The organism is Brachybacterium sp. AOP3-A1-3 (assembly GCF_052378285.1).
Lineage (GTDB): Bacteria > Actinomycetota > Actinomycetes > Actinomycetales > Dermabacteraceae > Brachybacterium.
In genome coordinates this window covers 1-17,052 of the sequence record NZ_JBQSXM010000033.1, presented here as the reverse complement: position 1 = coordinate 17,052, position 17,052 = coordinate 1, and the positions used below count along the sequence as shown (strand labels likewise).

General features: G+C 67.0%; 17 protein-coding genes. 10 read left to right on the top strand and 7 right to left on the bottom strand.

Features of this window, described 5'->3' with window-relative positions; all coding sequences use genetic code 11:
- Window positions 1-392 (top strand): hypothetical protein (locus ACT3T5_RS18965; protein ID WP_444595260.1); only part of this gene is annotated, 392 nt, incomplete at its 5' end.
- Between the two features lie 25 nt (window positions 393-417).
- Here the strand turns inward: ACT3T5_RS18965 and ACT3T5_RS18960 are convergent.
- Window positions 418-1,737: an ISL3 family transposase gene (locus ACT3T5_RS18960; protein WP_444595259.1), complete on the bottom strand. Its 1,320-nt coding sequence runs from the start codon at window positions 1,735-1,737 to the stop codon at window positions 418-420.
- A gap of 580 nt (window positions 1,738-2,317) precedes the next feature.
- Here ACT3T5_RS18960 and ACT3T5_RS18955 point away from each other — a divergent pair.
- Both ACT3T5_RS18955 and ACT3T5_RS18950 read left to right on the top strand, forming a co-directional pair.
- Window positions 2,318-3,190 carry a hypothetical protein gene (locus tag ACT3T5_RS18955; protein ID WP_444595258.1) on the top strand — a complete coding sequence of 291 codons (873 nt, stop codon included), beginning with the start codon at window positions 2,318-2,320 and terminating at the stop codon, window positions 3,188-3,190.
- Entirely contained in the window at window positions 3,187-3,375 is a 189-nt protein-coding gene (locus ACT3T5_RS18950) for a hypothetical protein (RefSeq protein WP_444595257.1), read from the top strand. Before ACT3T5_RS18955 ends, ACT3T5_RS18950 begins: the two co-directional genes overlap by 4 nt.
- A 116-nt stretch (window positions 3,376-3,491) precedes the next feature.
- On the opposite strand, the gene ACT3T5_RS18945 is transcribed toward ACT3T5_RS18950, so the two are convergent.
- Window positions 3,492-3,893: a hypothetical protein gene (locus ACT3T5_RS18945; protein ID WP_444595256.1), complete on the bottom strand. Its 402-nt coding sequence runs from the start codon at window positions 3,891-3,893 to the stop codon at window positions 3,492-3,494.
- Window positions 3,894-3,987: 94 nt separating this feature from the next.
- On the opposite strand from ACT3T5_RS18945, the gene ACT3T5_RS18940 reads away from it, so the two are divergent.
- The 4 genes from ACT3T5_RS18940 to ACT3T5_RS18925 all read left to right on the top strand — a co-directional run bounded on the left by ACT3T5_RS18940 (window position 3,988) and on the right by ACT3T5_RS18925 (window position 5,913).
- Complete coding sequence (locus tag ACT3T5_RS18940; RefSeq protein WP_444595255.1) at window positions 3,988-4,302, top strand: histone-like nucleoid-structuring protein Lsr2; 315 nt, start codon at window positions 3,988-3,990, stop codon at window positions 4,300-4,302.
- 167 nt (window positions 4,303-4,469) lie between these two features.
- A complete protein-coding gene (locus ACT3T5_RS18935; protein ID WP_444595254.1) occupies window positions 4,470-4,940 on the top strand; it encodes a prepilin peptidase in 471 nt (156 codons plus the stop codon).
- Between the two features lie 169 nt (window positions 4,941-5,109).
- Window positions 5,110-5,313 carry a hypothetical protein gene (locus tag ACT3T5_RS18930; RefSeq protein WP_089066487.1) on the top strand — a complete coding sequence of 68 codons (204 nt, stop codon included), beginning with the start codon at window positions 5,110-5,112 and terminating at the stop codon, window positions 5,311-5,313.
- A gap of 105 nt (window positions 5,314-5,418) precedes the next feature.
- Window positions 5,419-5,913 carry a hypothetical protein gene (locus ACT3T5_RS18925; protein ID WP_444595253.1) on the top strand — a complete coding sequence of 165 codons (495 nt, stop codon included), beginning with the start codon at window positions 5,419-5,421 and terminating at the stop codon, window positions 5,911-5,913.
- A gap of 348 nt (window positions 5,914-6,261) precedes the next feature.
- Here the strand turns inward: ACT3T5_RS18925 and ACT3T5_RS18920 are convergent, their stop codons facing one another.
- Entirely contained in the window at window positions 6,262-6,966 is a 705-nt protein-coding gene (locus ACT3T5_RS18920; RefSeq protein WP_444595252.1) for a hypothetical protein, read from the bottom strand.
- A gap of 206 nt (window positions 6,967-7,172) precedes the next feature.
- On the bottom strand, window positions 7,173-7,478 hold the full coding sequence (locus ACT3T5_RS18915) for a hypothetical protein (RefSeq protein ID WP_444595251.1): 306 nt from the start codon (window positions 7,476-7,478) through the stop codon (window positions 7,173-7,175).
- A 1,023-nt stretch (window positions 7,479-8,501) separates the two neighbouring features.
- Between ACT3T5_RS18915 and ACT3T5_RS18910 the strand changes: the two genes are divergently transcribed.
- From ACT3T5_RS18910 to ACT3T5_RS18900, 3 genes are read left to right on the top strand one after another with little or no spacing between them, the layout of a single operon-like run.
- Complete coding sequence (locus ACT3T5_RS18910; RefSeq protein ID WP_444595250.1) at window positions 8,502-13,607, top strand: hypothetical protein; 5,106 nt, start codon at window positions 8,502-8,504, stop codon at window positions 13,605-13,607.
- A 6-nt stretch (window positions 13,608-13,613) separates the two neighbouring features.
- Window positions 13,614-14,162, top strand: coding sequence for a helix-turn-helix domain-containing protein (locus tag ACT3T5_RS18905; RefSeq protein ID WP_444595249.1), 549 nt, complete (start codon window positions 13,614-13,616; stop codon window positions 14,160-14,162).
- A gap of 35 nt (window positions 14,163-14,197) precedes the next feature.
- Window positions 14,198-14,566, top strand: coding sequence for a hypothetical protein (locus ACT3T5_RS18900; RefSeq protein WP_444595248.1), 369 nt, complete (start codon window positions 14,198-14,200; stop codon window positions 14,564-14,566).
- A 22-nt stretch (window positions 14,567-14,588) separates the two neighbouring features.
- Here the strand turns inward: ACT3T5_RS18900 and ACT3T5_RS18895 are convergent, their stop codons facing one another.
- The 3 genes from ACT3T5_RS18895 to ACT3T5_RS18885 are packed head-to-tail and all read right to left on the bottom strand — an operon-like array spanning window position 14,589 to window position 16,576.
- On the bottom strand, window positions 14,589-15,101 hold the full coding sequence (locus tag ACT3T5_RS18895) for a nuclease-related domain-containing protein (RefSeq protein ID WP_444595247.1): 513 nt from the start codon (window positions 15,099-15,101) through the stop codon (window positions 14,589-14,591).
- Window positions 15,082-15,933: a J domain-containing protein gene (locus tag ACT3T5_RS18890; protein WP_444595246.1), complete on the bottom strand. Its 852-nt coding sequence runs from the start codon at window positions 15,931-15,933 to the stop codon at window positions 15,082-15,084. The genes ACT3T5_RS18895 and ACT3T5_RS18890 overlap by 20 nt, the downstream gene beginning before the upstream one ends.
- Window positions 15,934-15,943: 10 nt before the next feature.
- Window positions 15,944-16,576, bottom strand: coding sequence for a hypothetical protein (locus ACT3T5_RS18885; RefSeq protein ID WP_444595245.1), 633 nt, complete (start codon window positions 16,574-16,576; stop codon window positions 15,944-15,946).
- Window positions 16,577-17,052 lie beyond the last annotated feature (476 nt).

Here is a 17,052-nt window from a genome sequence, read left to right as displayed (position 1 = left end):
GGGAGGCCAAGACGATTCAGCGCCTGAAGGAACTGGGCCGTCTTGGGAACACGGGGATCGTCCAGGTGGGCGAAGTCCTCAACAAGCAGGAGGCTGACCTGGAAGACCTCTTCACTGGTGCCGTCTATCTGAAGTTGGTCAACGAGTCATACCAAGGAGTTTTGAAGGGCCGTAAGGTTGTCGCCTCCGATATCCCCAAGGGAGACCGGCTCACCAGTCGAGTCCAGGAGTACTTTGCAGCGGAAGGCATCAACGGTGGACAGTTCAACCACTACGCCCCTGCGGGTGCCCTGATGCGCGGGGCGCTTGGCAAGGCGTCCCTGGCCACTTCGACGCTGGACCGGGCCGAGGAGTTGATGCGGCGACTCAACGCCTTCCTCCCCGTGGTTTGACGGCTCTTCGCCGATCCGGTGGGGATCAGGTCTTGAGGCCGCCGGCGGCGAGGAGCATGCGGAGGCGGTAGTTGTCGCGGTTGCGGTAGCCGCGTGCGAGGCGTCGGTGGAGTTCGATGATGCCGTTGATCGCCTCCGTGCCGCCGTTGTTTGCACGTTCGGTGCTGAAGTAGGCCAGGAACGCCTCGCGCCAGCGGCGAAGGGTCCTTCCCAGGCGGGCGACCTCGGGGATCGGGCAGGTGTGGAACGACTCGAGGATCTTCTCGGCTCGAGCCCTGCCCTCAAGGGTGCTCTTTGCGCGGTAGGCGGCTCGCAGGTCTTGGGCGCAGCGCCAGGCCACGTAGACGGCTTCGTGTGCTTCGTCGGCCTCGATCGCGGTGGCGAGCCGGGCGAGCTGGCGGTCGGTGAGGTTCTCCGCACCGGCGCGCAGGATGGTCTGGATCCCGAACAGCGGCTCGCCCTTGCGGCCGCGATGCCCGCGGGTGTCCTGCTGGATGCGGCGACGGACTTCGTCGACGACCTGGGTGCCGAGCTTGACGACGTGGAACGCATCCAGGACCGCGGTCGCGTCAGCGAGCTCGGCGTCGATCGCGGCCTTGTAGCCGCCGAACGGGTCCAGGGCGGCGACCTCGATCCCGGCGCGGAAGTCGGCGCCGCGCTCGGTGAGCCAGTCTGCGTAGGCCTTCTTCGAGCGGCCCGGGACCAGGTCCAGCAGCCGGGCGTGGGTGCGTCCGTGCTGGTCACGGGTCAGGTCGACCATCCCGGTCAGTTCCTTCGGTCCGCGCGTGCGCGGGTCACGGTGGTGCCAGATGTGCTCATCGACGCCCAGCGAGGTGACACCCTCGAAGCGGGACTCCTCGCTGGCGAGGTGCTCGAGCTGCGGCTTGACCGCGCGCCACAGCGTCCACCACCCGACCCCGAGCTGGCGGGCCAGGCCGGCGATCGTGGCGTGCTCGCGGCGCAGCTGCCCGATCGCCCAAGCCACCGCCCGGACCGTGAGAGACCCTCGCGCGGCGACCAAGGTCGGGACCTGCTCGGCGAACGTCCCGCGCGCGCAGACCTGCTCCGGACAGCGCCACACCCGTTGGCGCCACACGACCTGGACGCGCACATCACCGTGCGGCACGTCGTGCAGCACCCGAGCGCGCCGCCCACGACTGGGGGCCACGACCCCGCAGTCCGGGCACCCCATCAGCTGCCACGTCGTCGAGACCGTCACCGTCATCAAGGCTGCATCCCGCTCGACCGTCTCGACATGCACCCCGTCCAGGCCGACCAAGACGTCGCAACGCGAGCAGGGATCAGCGGTGGTGGGCGCATCGGTGCACCCCGTAGCGTGAGACACGTCGAGGTCCTCGAAATCGATCAGGCAGCTTGGTCGCTCCTGATCCTCGGGGACCTCGACCCCTACCCACCGCTCACCGCGCCGAGCCCCTCACTCCCTACCGGATCGGCGAAGAGCCGGTTTGACCCCTCGCGCGGAGTCGCGCCACAGGAACGGTCAGCGAGAAGCCGTCACGCTGCCACCGAAGCCGTAGGTCCTGAGCTCGCGTGCAGGCTTCTTCGCGGGTGGGAGACCGAACACTCGTCGTGCCTCGTCCATCTCTCGCTCCCGCTTCGCGCGTGGACCCGCCACCTGTTCGGCATGCCCGCCGGGGCGGCCTGCGGCGAGGCGACTTTCCCTAATGGCGTCGCAACCTTCATCGACGCCTACCGCGCCGCTCTGGACTTCGGGCCAGCCTAGGTCAGACGAAGTATCCCCGTGCGTCCGACGCCGTCAATCAACGTCCCCGGTCAGTACACCTAGAACTCGAGAACACCACGAGTTCGAGCTGAACTGTCACACGAGGGGCACTCAGCCGCGGTAGAGGGACGGGGGACGCCATCCGGATGTCTCCTCTTACCGCGAGCTGATCGGAGATCCGATGTGCCAGTTCCAAGCCGAAGGTGGCCGACGTTGCCATGCGCATCAACGCCTGCGGGTCGACAAGCTCGAGCAGCAGCTCGTCGAGACCTCGCCCGACACCGCCGAGCACGAGGAGATCTCCTCGCGCCTGGAGGCTGCTCGGGCTGATCTGATCCAGACCCGCACCGGGCTCCAGGAGCACATCACCGAGCGAACTGCCGCTGGCGGTTCCTATGACGCCGAGCAGCTGACCGCGGACATCAACCGCTACGTCGCCAACTCCCCCACCGGGAAGCCGCTCACGCTGCCCGGAGGGTCCTTCCGCGTCACGCACGCGCACACCTCGCATGGCCACACCGTTCTCGAGGTCACCGGGCCGACGTCGGCCCGGTCCTATAGCAGCGGCCTCGCGGAGCGATACTCCCAGGACGCTGCCGGGAAGCAGGTCACGCGGGCCACCCCCACCGAGCTCCAACGTGACTTCCCCACGATGCTCGTGCTTGCCGACGGCCGCGCCGGCGCGGCCGTCCGCCACAGCGGCGAGATCTCGGCGGTGTACTCCGACGGCAGCAGTCGCGGTGCGTCGCGTGCACTGCTGCCCGTCGCAGCGGAGCGCGGCGGGACACACCTCGAGTGCTTCGACACGTTCCTGCCGAAGATCTACGCCCGCAGCGGCTTCGTGAAAGTCGCCTCGATCCCCTTCAACCGGGACTTCGCACCCGATGGCTGGGATTATTCGGCGATGAGCAGGGTCGCCCCACCTCGCGGAGAACCCGATATCACCTTCATGGTGACGCAAAACCAATACGAAGAGCTCGGCCGTCCCAAACCGAGATCGTTCCAGGACTACGATGAAGCCGACGAGTACACCAGAACAGGACACACGTCATGAGCGCTGCTGACCGGACCACCACCTACCCCGACTTCGTGACCGACGCTGATCGCCACGCCTGGGACGAGCTCACCCGCGAGCGGAGGCAGCAGTATCTCGATGCCGTCGACTACGTCCGCGCGGAGTACCCCGACGAGGAGCTGTCCGTTGCTCTCATTGGCACGGTCCTCTCCTTCGGCGGCTGACCGCCCCACGATTGTTCGGGCCCCGCGGTTCCCCCTGACCGCGGGGCCCGGCTCTGCCTACCCGAGTAAGTCGGCTGTACCTTCAGCCGACTGGTGCAACCCGAGACTGCGAAGCCTCACGCCGGGAGCGATTCGTCCATCTCATGCAGGAACATCCGGGCTAGATCCATCCACTCCTGAGGAGTCGCGCCCTCAACCCAGGCCTCGAGATACTCCTCCGGAGTCAGCCCCATAGGCTCTTGGTTCAACGGCATAGTGCTGAACTCTGCGAAGGGTGAGGTCCCCTTGACAGAGAACAAGATGTCTCGCCCCTGCGATGCCCTTCCGTCCGCGGACCCACCGACCTTGAAGGTCCGGAAGACATCGGAGCGCGTCGACGGTGGCCACGATCGCCATGCCCGATAGAAGGCACCTTCCCACCGGTGATGCGGCCAACCCCAAGGGCCCTCGAAACCAATAGCTGAAAGCCCGCCGAGCAATCCTTCCGCGATATTTCTGAGTCTCTGCTGCTTGTTCATGGGGGATCCTCTTGTGGTGGCGGTGGAGAGTACCGTAAGCGTATTCGCTGACCCTCTACCCCGAACGCAGTATCTACGCAGGAGGACTCCCAGAATGGCCCGCAAGACCCGCATCATCCTGTCCGACGACCTCGACGGCTCCGCAGCCACATCGACGATCGGCTTCACCCTCGACGGCGTCACCTACGAGATCGATCTCAACGACAAGAACGCCCAGAAGCTCCGCGACGACTTCGCGGCGTGGATGGAGCATGCCCGTCGCGTCGGCGGCCGCGCCCGACGAGGCGCCTCTCGCGGGCGCAGCGACGAGACGAAGCGGATCCGCGAGTGGGCTCGGGTCAACGGGTACGAGATCGCCGACCGAGGCCGCGTGTCCTCAGAGATCCGTGCGGCCTACGCCGCCAGCTGAGCCCGTCCTTCGCGCCCGCTGATTAGCACCGGTCGGCCCCGAGGACCAGCAAGAGTGTCCCCATCGGTCACACGAACCCGCCTCCGCCGCGGTAACAGGGTGATCACCCACCGGACGAAGGACACGACCATGCCCAGCCCTCGCAGCCCTCAGGAGCGGTAGCGCCGATGTACCTCCTCACTCCTCAGCTCTGGCCTGCCTTCGCCCTCTTTGTGCTGCTCGCGCTGCCGATGGTTGTCACCGATGCACGTGAGTCCCGGTTGCCGCTGCCGCTGAACCTTGGCCTGTTCGGCGCCGGCGCCGTTGCGCTCCCGATCGCCGCGGTCTGGGTCGGATTCGAGCACCTGGTGTGGGCTGCCATCTCCTGCGGCATCGCCACCGCATTGATGCTGCTCCTGTTCGTCATCGCCCGCGGCGGCCTCGGCTTCGGCGACGTCATCCTGGTCGCTGCCCTCGCGCTCTACACCGGCTTCATATCCCCGTTGATGATGCTCGCGGGCATCTGGCTGGGCTGCATTGCCACCCTGGGGTGGAGCCTGGTGCGGAGACGACGAGGCATCCGCGGCCACGTCCCATTCGGCCCCGGCCTGATACTGGCCACGCTGTTGGTCCTCGTCATCCCTGTGGCCACGACCTGACCTACGAACCTACGAGGTTCCGAACCTAAGAGGTTCCGAACCTACGAGGTCCGCAGATCCGACCAAAAGTACCGCTCTGACCAGCAGTTTTTGCAGACCCCTTCTCTATTGTTGTCAATGGGAACAGTTAGTGTTACGCTGTTCCCGTTGACAACAATATAGAGAGGAGGTGATCCCGATCGACAAGGATCTGAAGAAGCTCCGCAAGACCCTGCTGGCACAGGGCGCGCGGATCGACGAGAAGAAGTCCGGATGGATGATCTACCCGCCCGACAAGGAACGGGACCCAGTGATGATTCACCTGACGAACTCCGACTGGCGATCGATCAAGAACGCCAGGGCGATGCTCCGAAGGAGCGGCTTCGACGTCTAGACGACGAGGGGGTCGGGTGGCCACCCGACCCCCTCACCCTAGCCGCGGATCCCAACACTCACCAGCACCTCCTCTACCCGCACCACCAATACGAAGGAGAACAACATGCCCACCACCTGGCACGCCCGCCTCGATTGGGCGAGCACCGCCACCACCGCAGACGACGCCCTCGAAGCCCTCCTGGACGAGCTCGCCGACCACTCCCCTGCCGGGTCCCTCAGCCGCGACGGACTCCACGGATCGGTCATGCTCTTCCTTGAGTCGACCCACCTGGAGGATGCCCTCGCGCACGCGATCGCCATCGTTCGGGCCGCGCTCCAGAAGAGCGTGCCCACGGCTGACGTCGTCGGCATGGAGGTGCGTGATGGCGACGCCCTGGACCGCGAGCTTGAGCAGCCCGTGTTCCCGGGGGTTGTCGGCTACGCAGAGATCGCCGAGATGGCGAGCGTCTCGCGGCAGCGCGCCCGCGCGTTTACGAAGATCGACGGCTTCCCGGCCCCGGTCATCGTGACCGCTCAGGGGCCGCTGATGGCCAAAGCAGCCGTCGAACGGTGGCTCGAGACCCGCAACACCCGCCCGGGCAGGCCCGCCACCTCCTGAGGCCAACGAGTCCGGTCCGGAGGCCTGCCCGACGACTCACCGAGGACACGCCATGTGGCCTCGCGAGCTCCCTCAACCGTCGGTCGAACCCGGTACCGTCAATGCGCTCCGGAGGCGAACCCGGGGTGGGAAGGAGCAGACGACGGGCGAAGCAGCGGGCATCATCGTGGCCGTGATTGCGCTGGTCACCGCAAGCATCAACCTGGCGACGGCGCTCATCAGGGCGAAGCGTGAGGTCGGCGCAAACACGCACCGCACGGCCGCAGGTCGGCATCGGCAAGGGTGACCCAGAGGGCCGCTCACCGCGCACCAGCGTGGTGGGCGGCCCTCCTGGATACCGAGAGCGATCTACCCGCGCCGTCCCCGGGGGCGGGCTCTTCGCGACTCTAGATCGATGACCCCCGGCACCTCTCCCTGTCGCGCCCTCTGGATGCGATCTGCGCGCTCATCCGCGAGGCGCACCAGGCGGCGCCGCAGCCGGCCATAGGACCAGCCCAGCCCCTCGGCCATCCGCGTGCGCGGATACCCTTTGTCATCAAGCTCGATCAGCAGCCGGTCCCGCAGACCCTCGCACGTGCGCCGCGCAGTCGCGAGAGCCTCCCACAGACCCCAGACCTCCTCGGCGCGGACCAGTGGGTTTGGCGGACATGCTCCCAGCACCTCGCTCGCCCATCGTGCAGCGTCGCTCCCCTCCCTCACCGGCTGCCCATCCCGTGCCAGCCGGCGGATCCACTCGGTGGACTCGCGCAGCGCCTCCGCCGTCGCCGCGAAACCACCCTCCCGAGCCGCCTCGAGCACCTCACGGGCGTGTACATCCCACACCACCCGCTGCGACCTCTTGATCTCTTCCCCGGTGCGCGCGATCCAGGCCAGGTCAGCCACCGTGCCGACTTCGTCGACTCCGCCGTGCTCGCAATAGAGCTGGGAACTGTAGTCAGCGGTCGCCTGGAAGCGGCGTCCAGAGGGCGCGTGCACCCTCCTCCACTCGTCGAGCTCCCCAAGCCATTGTGCGAACCTTGGTGAAGGCTCACGCGGCCACAGTCCGGAAGTCATGCCACCATCATGCCGACCTGCACATTTGCTTCTACTGCGCCACGCCATAGGACCGCAAACTACAGGCTTCGTAACCTCGTAGTCTCGTAGCTTCGTTTCCTTGTACCCTCGGCACCTCGTGCGCGTGCACCTTCGTAGTCTCGTAACTTCGCTACCTCGTAATCTCGTAACCTCGTAACCTTGTACCCCGGCGATTTGGGGCGCATTCAGTCATGGATCCGTCTCCACAGAGGTTCGAGCGCTGCGGTATCACCACGAAGGACCTGGGCGATGTCTTTCGTGGCGAGCCAACACATCTGCGTGGACCACGGGTTGCTTTGATCGTTCTGCCAGATAACGAGGGCCTGAGTGGCCGTCCACCTGTTCGCCCTTGCGGGCCGCCACATCTCCGTGCCGTCCTCAAGCACGAGCCGCACCAGAACGGGGATGTTACCCATCGGGCGCGCACCCGGGGTACCCACCGCGGGCAGCCGGTTGGTCACCGTCAGCTCGGGTGGCCTGCGATCGCTCATCCGCTCACCTTCCCACGGGGGGACGACACGCCGGAGCGCGACATTCCTCGACGGGGGAGAGGTGGCGGGCGGGGCCTATCTGCGCACCTCCGCTCAGCCGGCCGAGGTTCTCCCGAGCGAGACCCCTCAACCGCAGATTCTCCGCGCACATCCCCCAGATTCCCCCGCGCGAGAGTAGGGGTGAGGCGTGTCTTTTGCGGCGCTCACACCCTGCTCGCACCCCCTGCTCGCACCCTGCTCGCACCCATCGGTGCGAGCAGTTTTAGAGCCTTGACCAGCACATCTAGCACTGCTCGCACCGCTCGCACCCTTTTCGGGCCAAGAGGTCGTATGTGTACGCGTAACGCGCTCGCGAGCGCGAGGGAGCTGGAGGTTACGAGGTTACGAGTCTGCTCGGGTATGTCACAGCAGGGCCTCACAATCGCGGTAACCGGGCATGAAGGCTCACCGGCACACCCAGAGGAACGGCGACACGCCCAAGCTGAATCATGTTCAGATTCCTAGTTACACGGCTGTAGTTTGGTCCGCACAGGCACTGCTAGCAGACGAGGAGATGCCATGCCCCAGCCGCATAGAGGCGACCGCAAACCGGTCAGCTTCCTCACTCCGAGCTCCATTCGGGACGAGGTCGATCGCCGAGCACATCGCGACGGTCTCACCCGTGGTGACTACCTCACCCGTCTGCTGGCCATCGAACACGGGTTCCCTGTGCCTTCGTACATCCCCGACGGACAGCCGGGCGACGCTCAGCTGCGGCTCCCCGATTCGGAGGCCCGAATGTCTGCCTGACATGCAGGAAGCCCCTCACTTGCAGGTGAGGGGCTTCCGAAGCTTGAGTCCTCCGAGCTTGGCGGCGAACGAGGACTACTGAGATACCCAATGAGCAGACCATGTCTGCTCCCAAAGCACTTTCGAGGATACTCGATGACCCTGCCTATGCAAGGACCTCCGGCCGAGGACACGCCGCAGCCCCAGGCATCACTGCACCGCGTGAGGGACGCGCTGGCGCAGCGTGGTGACCCAATGAAGGGCACCGCCACCGACTTCAAGGCCCGTTGCCCGATCCACGACGACAACGAGGCGTCTCTGCACGTCAGCTACGTGCCTGGCGATGACGGGCGCGTTCTGCTGCGGTGCTTCGGTTGCCAGGGCGAGGTTCGCGACATCGCTGCCGCTCTCGGCCTCGAGGTCACCGACCTGTTCGATCGGCCGCTCCCGCCCCGCGAAGACCGCGTCGGGCGGTCGACGACGCGACGCCGCAGCGGCAAGCGCTGGGGGAAGATCGGCCCGCTGCCCGCCCCGATCGCCGCTCCAGAGCGCGAAGCCGAGGAGGAGCTCAACTGGCAGGTCACCGCGACGTACGACTATGCCCAGCCCGACGGCGAGGTGATCCAGCAGGTCATCCGTAAGGAAGCCACCAACGCAGCGGGGGAGCGGCGGAAGACCTTCACCCAGACGTACTTCACGTCCAAGGGGCAGGTGTCAAAGAAGCCGCAGGGGTTCGAGCCCACCTGGTACCGCTGCCCTGAGCTGGTCGACGCTCTGGCCGACGACGAGACGGTCTGGATCCTCGAGGGGGAGAAGGACGTCCACACCGCCGAGGAGCGCCTCGGCGTCGTCGCCGCCACTAACGCGGGCGGCGCAGGTTCCCTCTCCGATGCCATGCTCGACATGCTCGAGGGCGGTGCTATCCGCGTCGTCGTCGACCGCGACGGCGCCGGCTACAAGCGCGGCGCGCAGCTGCTCGAGGCCCTCGAGGGTCGTGCTGACGTGCGTGCGTTCCTGCCCCGCACCCTCGAGGCGAAGACCGACCTGACAGACCATGTCGCCGATGAGGGCACTCTCGAGGACCTGATCGAGACGTCCCTGGCCGAACTGCACACTTGGGCCGCAGCTTCCCAGCTCGAGGGTGCCCTCTCCCGCGTCGAGGAGGCCGACCGTGAGGCCCGGGCCCACCTCGAGGCTGCCAAGGAGCGGGCCGAGTCGGCCCCCAAGGCGGCCGAGACCCACCGCAAGCGAGCGACCCGCTGGACGATCGAGTCCGAGGTCCGCCTCGAGAAGCTCACCGAGACCACGACGACCGTCGAGCGCTACGCCACGGTCGCCAAGACGGGCTGGGCCGAGGAGGCCGTGCGCCTTGCCCACACCACCCGCGAGCGGGGCATCCGTCTCGCCCGCACTCTCCACGAGCACATCGGCCGCGATATCCCACCTGCGCTCCAGCTGCCCACCGAGGCCCCACAGCCGATCACTGAGGCCCCTACCTCTGCGGCAGTGCCCGCGGTTGGTCCCGCACCAGAGCTGGTGCAGGACGCCAATGCGGGTCGTACCTCTCGACAGTTCGACGTGGAGATCTCCGCCCCGACGTACGTGCTGATCAACGGGCAGATCTGCAAGGAGGAGTGGAAGCCCGCGAAGGGCGGCGAGGGCGAGTACGTCCGCAACCTCAAGCGCATCCTGGACCTGGACGCACGCATCATCGCTCGCGACGCGAACGAGGAGCTGGATGACGCAGACTTCGTCGACCAGATCCGCGTCAACGATGTGACGGCAGCCGCCGTCGACGGGATCCAGGAAACCCGCACCGGCACAGGTGACCTCAAGCAGTACCTGGTCGCCTACACCCACCCCCTGTCCGGCGAGCAGATCATCACCAAGGTCGATGCCGACGACTTCACCTCCAGCAAGTGGCTCGAGAGGCTCGACTTCGCCGTTGACTACGCCGCCACGACCAACGGCCGCGCCGAGGTCGCACGAGCCATCACCCAGGTCAGCGTCGGCTACAAGGCCCGCACCATGTACCGCGGCGTCGGCTGGCGGCGCCGCAAGGCAGATGACGGATCCGCCGACTGGGGCTTCGTCCACGCTGGCGGCATCCTCACCCGTGACGGCAACGAACACGCCCCCGTCGCCCTCGACGCTCCGCTGAACCGCGTCCAGCTGCCGCCGCCGAGCACCAACGCCGATGAGTTGCGCACCGCGTTCTCGACAGCCATCGAGCCAATGGTCGAGAACTGCCCGCCGCGCGTGATCCTTCCGCTGCTGGGCTTCATGATGCGCTCCGTCATCGGCCACAACCCGATGATCACCGTGCTCGTCGGCGTTCCCGGCACCCTCAAGAGCTCGCTGGCCTCGTGGGCGATGAGCTTCTTCGGAGAGACCTGGGAGCGCAACAAGCCCTGCATGAGCCTCGCCGGCACCGGCGACACCTCCAACGCGGCACGCATCGGGATGTCCCGCGCGAAGGACTGCGTGTGGTGGGCCGATGATGCCGCCCCCGACCGCGGTATCTCCTACGCCCAGCGCGCCTTGAAGGAGAACGCGCGCATGATCGCCGAGCGCATCGGCCGTTCCCGCGCCACCCGCGACGGCAACGACGTCAACCCCGGTGCTCGTCCCAACGCCTCGGGACTGTTCACCTCCGAGTTCGCCCCCGAGGCCGGCAGCGGTCAGCAGCGCACCTTCCCCCTGCCGCTGCGCGCCGGCGACGTCTCCGTGGACCTCATGAAGCAGCAGTCCAAGGCGGATCCCCGATTCCAGCGGACGCTGCTGATGAGCAGCTTCATCCACTGGCTCGCCAAGAACGACCCCCAGCTCGTTCGCGAGCAGGCCAACCTCGACGCCGACGAGGAGCTCCACCGGCTGCGCCAGCACTACCTCACTCGCGGCGTCGCTGATGAGCGCCCCGGCGCCGCCATCACGCAGATGTGGGTCGGTTTCAAGCTCTTCCTGGAGTTCCTCCGCGACGTCGGCGTGCTCGACGACGACAGCGCGCAGAGCTGGATGACGACCCTCAACGAAAGCATCTTCGAGGCCTGGCAGGCCACCGTCGATCCCGACATCCCCACCTCCACCGGCGGCCGCGTCCGGGAGATGCTCCAGTACGCGTTGCACTCCGGCATCGCCTACCTCAGCCATGTCCACGACGGATCCGCCCCGCCCTTCCCCCTGGCTGCTCGCTTGGGCTGGAAGCGCCAGGGCGGAGCGATGTCCGAACGTGTCGAGGCACGCGGGATCCCGCTGGGTTGGATCAACCCCGACAGCGATAACGGCCCCGAGATCTACCTCGAGCCCCGGGCCCTGCCACACGTGCTCGCACAGGCACGCACCGCGATGGACGTCGCGATCGAGCTCGACGAGGCCACCGCCAAGCGTGCCCTGTATGACGAGGGGATCCTCGTCACCGACGCCACCCAGCCCGGCAAGGCACCGAAGATGACCAAGACCCGCAACCTGCCCTGCATCGGGGCCAGGACCCGCGTTCTCGTCATCCCCTTCGGGAAGCTGTTCCCCGACGACGACGAGGGCGGTGACCCCCGCCTGTTCGGCAAGAGCGCGCCCACGGGCCCCACGCCCCTGACGCGTCGCAGCACAACCCCCGCCAGCCCGTCGCCGGCCCCCGTGCAGCAGCAGCCCGCGGCGACCGCCCCTGCTGCCACCGCACAGGCCCATGCCGCCGTGGCACTGGCCCCGCAGCGCGATGCGCAGCCAGCTACGCAGCCCCCGGCACCGGCACCGGCACCGGCCGAGCAGCCGCAGACCCAGGAACGTCCCTTCCACGTCGTCCGCACCCAGAAGGCCCCCGGCACCCTGATCGGCCCGGCAGCCGTGCTCGACGTCGACTCGATCTACACCCCCGACGGAAAGCGGCACGCCTGGCCCGAGCTCACGCACGTCGGACAGCTCGCCGAGCTCGTCCCTGCACTCGGCATCGGTCACGTTCAAGGTGAGCTGAGCGAGGTGGGTCAGCTGTGGATCACCCCCGCTGCTGCCCTCAAGCTCGGCCTGCCCGTCGACCAGCTCGGAGACGACCCCACGAAGGTCCGTTCCGAGCTGAGCAAGCTCACCACCGGGCATGAGCTGATCACCCGCGCCGAGCGCCAGGGGTACCGCGTCGGTGGGAAGGGCACCTCACTGAGCAACTGGACCCGCGTCTTCCGGGCCCCCCAGAACCACGACGACAACAACCCCCCGATCGCGATGCTCGTGATGATGAGCGCGCTGCCGGAGGACTACCCCATGCTCGGAGACAACCCACACCCGAGCGAGCTCGTCGAGCGGATCCGCGATGCCGCCACAGCGGTTGGAATCCCGCTGTACATGCACCCCGGACAGACCGGCATCGACCTTGCTAAGGCACTTCGCCGTAAGGGCATGTACATCAACGCGCCGGGGAGCGAGAAGCCAGTCCTCCGCAAGGCCCGAGAGCTGTTCGCTCCCTACACGCCGGTCCCTCCCGCCGAAGCCTCCAATACCGAGCGCGATCTCGACTGGTCCCGCGTCCCCAGCGAGCAGGAGCGCCAGCTGCCTTACCTGCACGCCTATGACCGCGGCGGCTCGTATATGGCCGGCGCCGCATCGCTCGAGCTCAGCATCGGGGAGCCGGTCCACCACCCGAGCGGCCGGCCCTTCGACAAGCGACTGCCCGGGTACTGGCTGATCGATGTCCCTGAGAGCGGCGACTGGAGGATGCCCAACCCCCTGGCCCCCGGCGGCACCAAGGCCCCCGATCACCCGATCTGGGTCACCACCCCCACCCTCGAGCTCGCCCAGGCCGAGGGCTATGCCCCCGAGATCCACGAGGCCTACACCTGGCCCGAACACGGCCGCGTACTCCAGCCGTTCTACGAGCAGATCAAGATCGGCCGCACCGCCCTGCTCCAGAAGCTCGACCGACTCGCGCACCCCACCGACGAGGCCGGCATCATCGACCTCACCAACACCGAGCACGCCCTCGAAGCCCTCAAGGCGGTCTACACCCGCATGATCGGCATGATGGGCTCCGCCTCCTGGATGGAGGGCAAGCAGGGCTTCGCCCCCGAACGCCGCCACCACATCATCGCCAAGTCCCGCGCGAACATCCTGCGCATGGCAATGACCAACGGCATCAAGTACGGCAAGCAGTGGCCGATCGCGATCGGCACCGACACGATCTGCTACCTCTCCGCCGAACCCGACCCGATTGCTTCCTGGCCTGGTGACCCCGCCAAGCTCGGCCGCGGCTTCGGCCAGTACAAGCACGAGGGATCAGCACAGCTCGCCGATCACCTCGACTTCCTCAACGGACGCGACTGGCGCGGCAAGTCGAGCCTGATCGTCCCCGCCGACTGGGACCCCACGAAGGAGTGATCGAGCATGCCTAACCTGTCCATCTTCCAGGGCCTCACCGGTCGCAAGGGCTCACCCACCGGCGGCAACGTCCGCGACATGATCATCGGCGCGTTCGGCACCACCAAGCGCGGCGGCCCGAACACCAGGGCCGCCGCCGAGTCCCTCGGCGTCTCCCAGCGCAGCGTGCAGCGTTGGATCGCGGGAGAGGACCGCAAGCAGCGCAACGCCCCTCGCAGCGATCACCTGTCCAACCTGCGCGTCAAGGCCCGCCAGGCTGTGAGCACGAAGAAGGGCCGCAAGGCCTCCCTGGACCAGTCCCGCTCGAGGTTCTCCGGCCGTAAGAGCACCAAGCTCACCACCCATGGCCTCCAGGGCCCCGAGGGCGGGGGGAAGGGCTACTCACGCGTCCGCACGGTCAGTGTCGAGCTCTCCGGCACCGACGTCGACGCGATGTTCGACGCCTACGAGCGCGGCGGTGACAACGCCGTCACCGACTGGCTCCAGCAGCACCACTCCGCGAACTACGTGCCCGGCTGGACGTTCGAGAACATCGACCACATCAAACTCGACTGAGCGATCACACCAGCGCCGCCTCTAGGATCAAGAACATGATCAAGCTTCTGCACACAGACAATCCCGACGGCGGATCCGTCCCCGTCATCGTGGACAGCAACCACGGCGGTCTACGGGTTTCCCGTTTCGAGCTCTCACGGGGCAGCGTCGAGGGGGCGTCGGGAGCGTTCAAGGCCAAAGCTTTCTTCGACACCTCAGACGTCAGCCTTGAGGAGGCCGAGGAGCACGAGGTCTACGTCTGGGTCAACGTCCTCACCGAGAAGTGGAATGCACGGATGATGGACTTCAGGCCCATTCGCCGGATCGAGGATCTCGCCCCTTCCTGGGACTTCGCGACTCCGTCGGCAGGAGACGGCCCGGTTCATGCAGTCCTCGTGCAGACGTCAGTTCAGCCGAACCTGTAGGCGTACGGACTGAGCGAGCCTGTCAGCTCCGTAGCAGGAACGACAGCAGCCGTCGATCGACCGTGGTGGCCTGCTCCTCGTCCTCGCTGAACCACGCCCCGAGCTCCTCGATGAGCTCGCGGGCCGTCACCAGACGCACCACCCCGTCGGACCTGTCGTTGAGCAGCTCGAGGTCCTCCGCGACCGACTTCGGGTGCACCACGATGTATCCACGGACCTCAGCCCCGAGGCGGCGACCTCCGAGGCTGGCTCGGTACCTCTCCACCGCGGTCCGCATGTGCGTCGGAAAGTAGCTCCACTCCTCAGGGCCGCCGACCCGGATCGCGTCCTGTCCCGCGACCAGGGCGTAGGTGGCCGGCTTCCACGCCTTCGAGTCGATCAGAGCCACGCGTCGACCGCAGAGCACCGCGTGGTCGACATCAGCAGTCTCGGAGCCAGGGAATGCGAGCCCGTTCACCAGCCTCACCCCTGGGATGGAGCCCAGGAAGTAGCCGATCTCCGCGGCCGTCAGGCGTTCACCCTCGACACCGTCCATGGTGCGGTCCAGGCCGAAGACCTCCTTCGCGTGCGAGAGGGTTTCCCCGGGCTCTCCCCAGTAGAACCCCTTCCGGGATGTCCTTTCGCGGCACCCGCTCGCGTTCTCGCACCGCGAGCTCGTACACCGCCCACCAGACGCCCCCGATCAGGATGAGGACCCCACCCAGGCCGAGGACCGGGGGCTGCCAGCTCGAGGGTCCGATCGAGCTGTAGAAGACGCTCACGGCCGCGAGAGCCACCGTGGTCAGCACGAGGATGGCCGTCAGCCTCCGAGGGAACCTGCGCGTCATCCAGATCCGCAGTGCGCCCAGAATGCCGACCATCACCGGCATGAGCGCGACCGTCATCAGCTGCGTCAGCACGATCGCTCCCGCAGCCGCTGCGGCGCCGATGAGCACCCATTGCCATCTGCGCAGCCCCGCCCCGGTGATCCTCACGCTCGAGCGCTCCATGCCCTCGAACTGATCGATCCAGGGCATCCGTCCCAGATCGTGCCCTTCACGCGGCAGAGGGCCGCTGTAGAGCTCCCCAGGCACCTGTTCGCCGGGCACCCATCCTCTAGGCGGAGGATCAGTCGGGGTCGGCGGTGGCCGGGCAGCCGGCGCCGCATAGCCACCGCTCATGGTGCGGTCGTACTGCGCGCGCTGAGCAGGGTCGGAGAGCACCTCGTGCGCGTGTTGGACGAGGACGAACAGCCCGTTCATCTCGGCTCCTGCAACGTCAGGATGCGTCTTCCGAGCTCGCTTGCGGTAGGCGGCCTTGATCTCGCTCGGTGAGGCATTCGAGGGGACCCCGAGGATCTCGTACAAGGTCGATCCGGTGGTAGCCATCATCTGATCCTCACGCCCTCCCCGGCCCGTGGGAGCTCTTCCTCCGGATCTCGTCATGCAACACCTCGAGCGGGCGCAGCTTCGCTCCGCTGATCCACCGCTCGGATCCACCAGCCATCCCAGCCAGCCTCACCCGCCACGGGGAGACCTCACGCAACACTGCCGCCTTCACCAGCTGCGCCTCGAACCTGTTGGCCACGACCACCGAGCGCACGTTCTGCGACCCCGCTTCGGCGTGATCCCTGCGCGTGCCCACCCTCGTCAGACGCACCACAGAGGTCCCGTTGACCTGGTCCTCTACCCACACGCGGTGAGCGGACAGCCAGTCCTGCTCGCGCCAGGCCGTCATCGGAACCCGGCGAGCTCGCAGCCGTTCCAGAGCCTTCTGGGCGTTGTCCTCCTGGAACTGTTCACGCTCGAGATCCGCACCGGTGGGCGAAACCTCTCGCAGTAGTTCCTCGAGACGGCGAGCCGGGATCGCCGCTGCGGACCCCTTCCAGGTCCCACGTCGAGCCAACCAACGCCGCACCGTCGAGGGATGCACCTTGAGCGCCGCAGCCAGGTCCTTTCTCGTGCGGGCCGGTGTCTCCCTGCGCAGGGCCACGAGGCGGAGCAGTACCTCGAGCCGAGCGGGGGTCCACACAGGACGGTTCCCCCGGGCCCCGCCGATGCTCACGCGGCCGGCGGAGTCCGCTCCTCTCACCGCTATCCAAGCCTCCAGACGCTCCTCGGTGAGGCCCCAACTCCGCCCCACCTGAGTCACTTGAGGGAAGGCCGGATCTTGACTCCGCCACCACCGGACCGTCTCGGGCTTCACCTCGAGTCGATCCGCGATCTCCTGCACGGAGTAGACCTTCATCAGGCACCCCCAGTTTCCGGTTAACAGTTACGGTCCATCCTATCGAGATTCGGAAGGAATCACCACCGAACCAACGAGATTACGAGACTACGAAGTAACGAGCTAACGAGCTAACGAGGTTCACAATGAAGCCAGCAGACCGCCTCGAACATAGGCTCGGCCCGGATCATCAATGCACGTCAGAGACTAATCCGAGGGTGACCGGTCCGAGATCACTTAGTGCGGCCAGACGGGCGGCACAGCCGCCCGATGGACTCGAA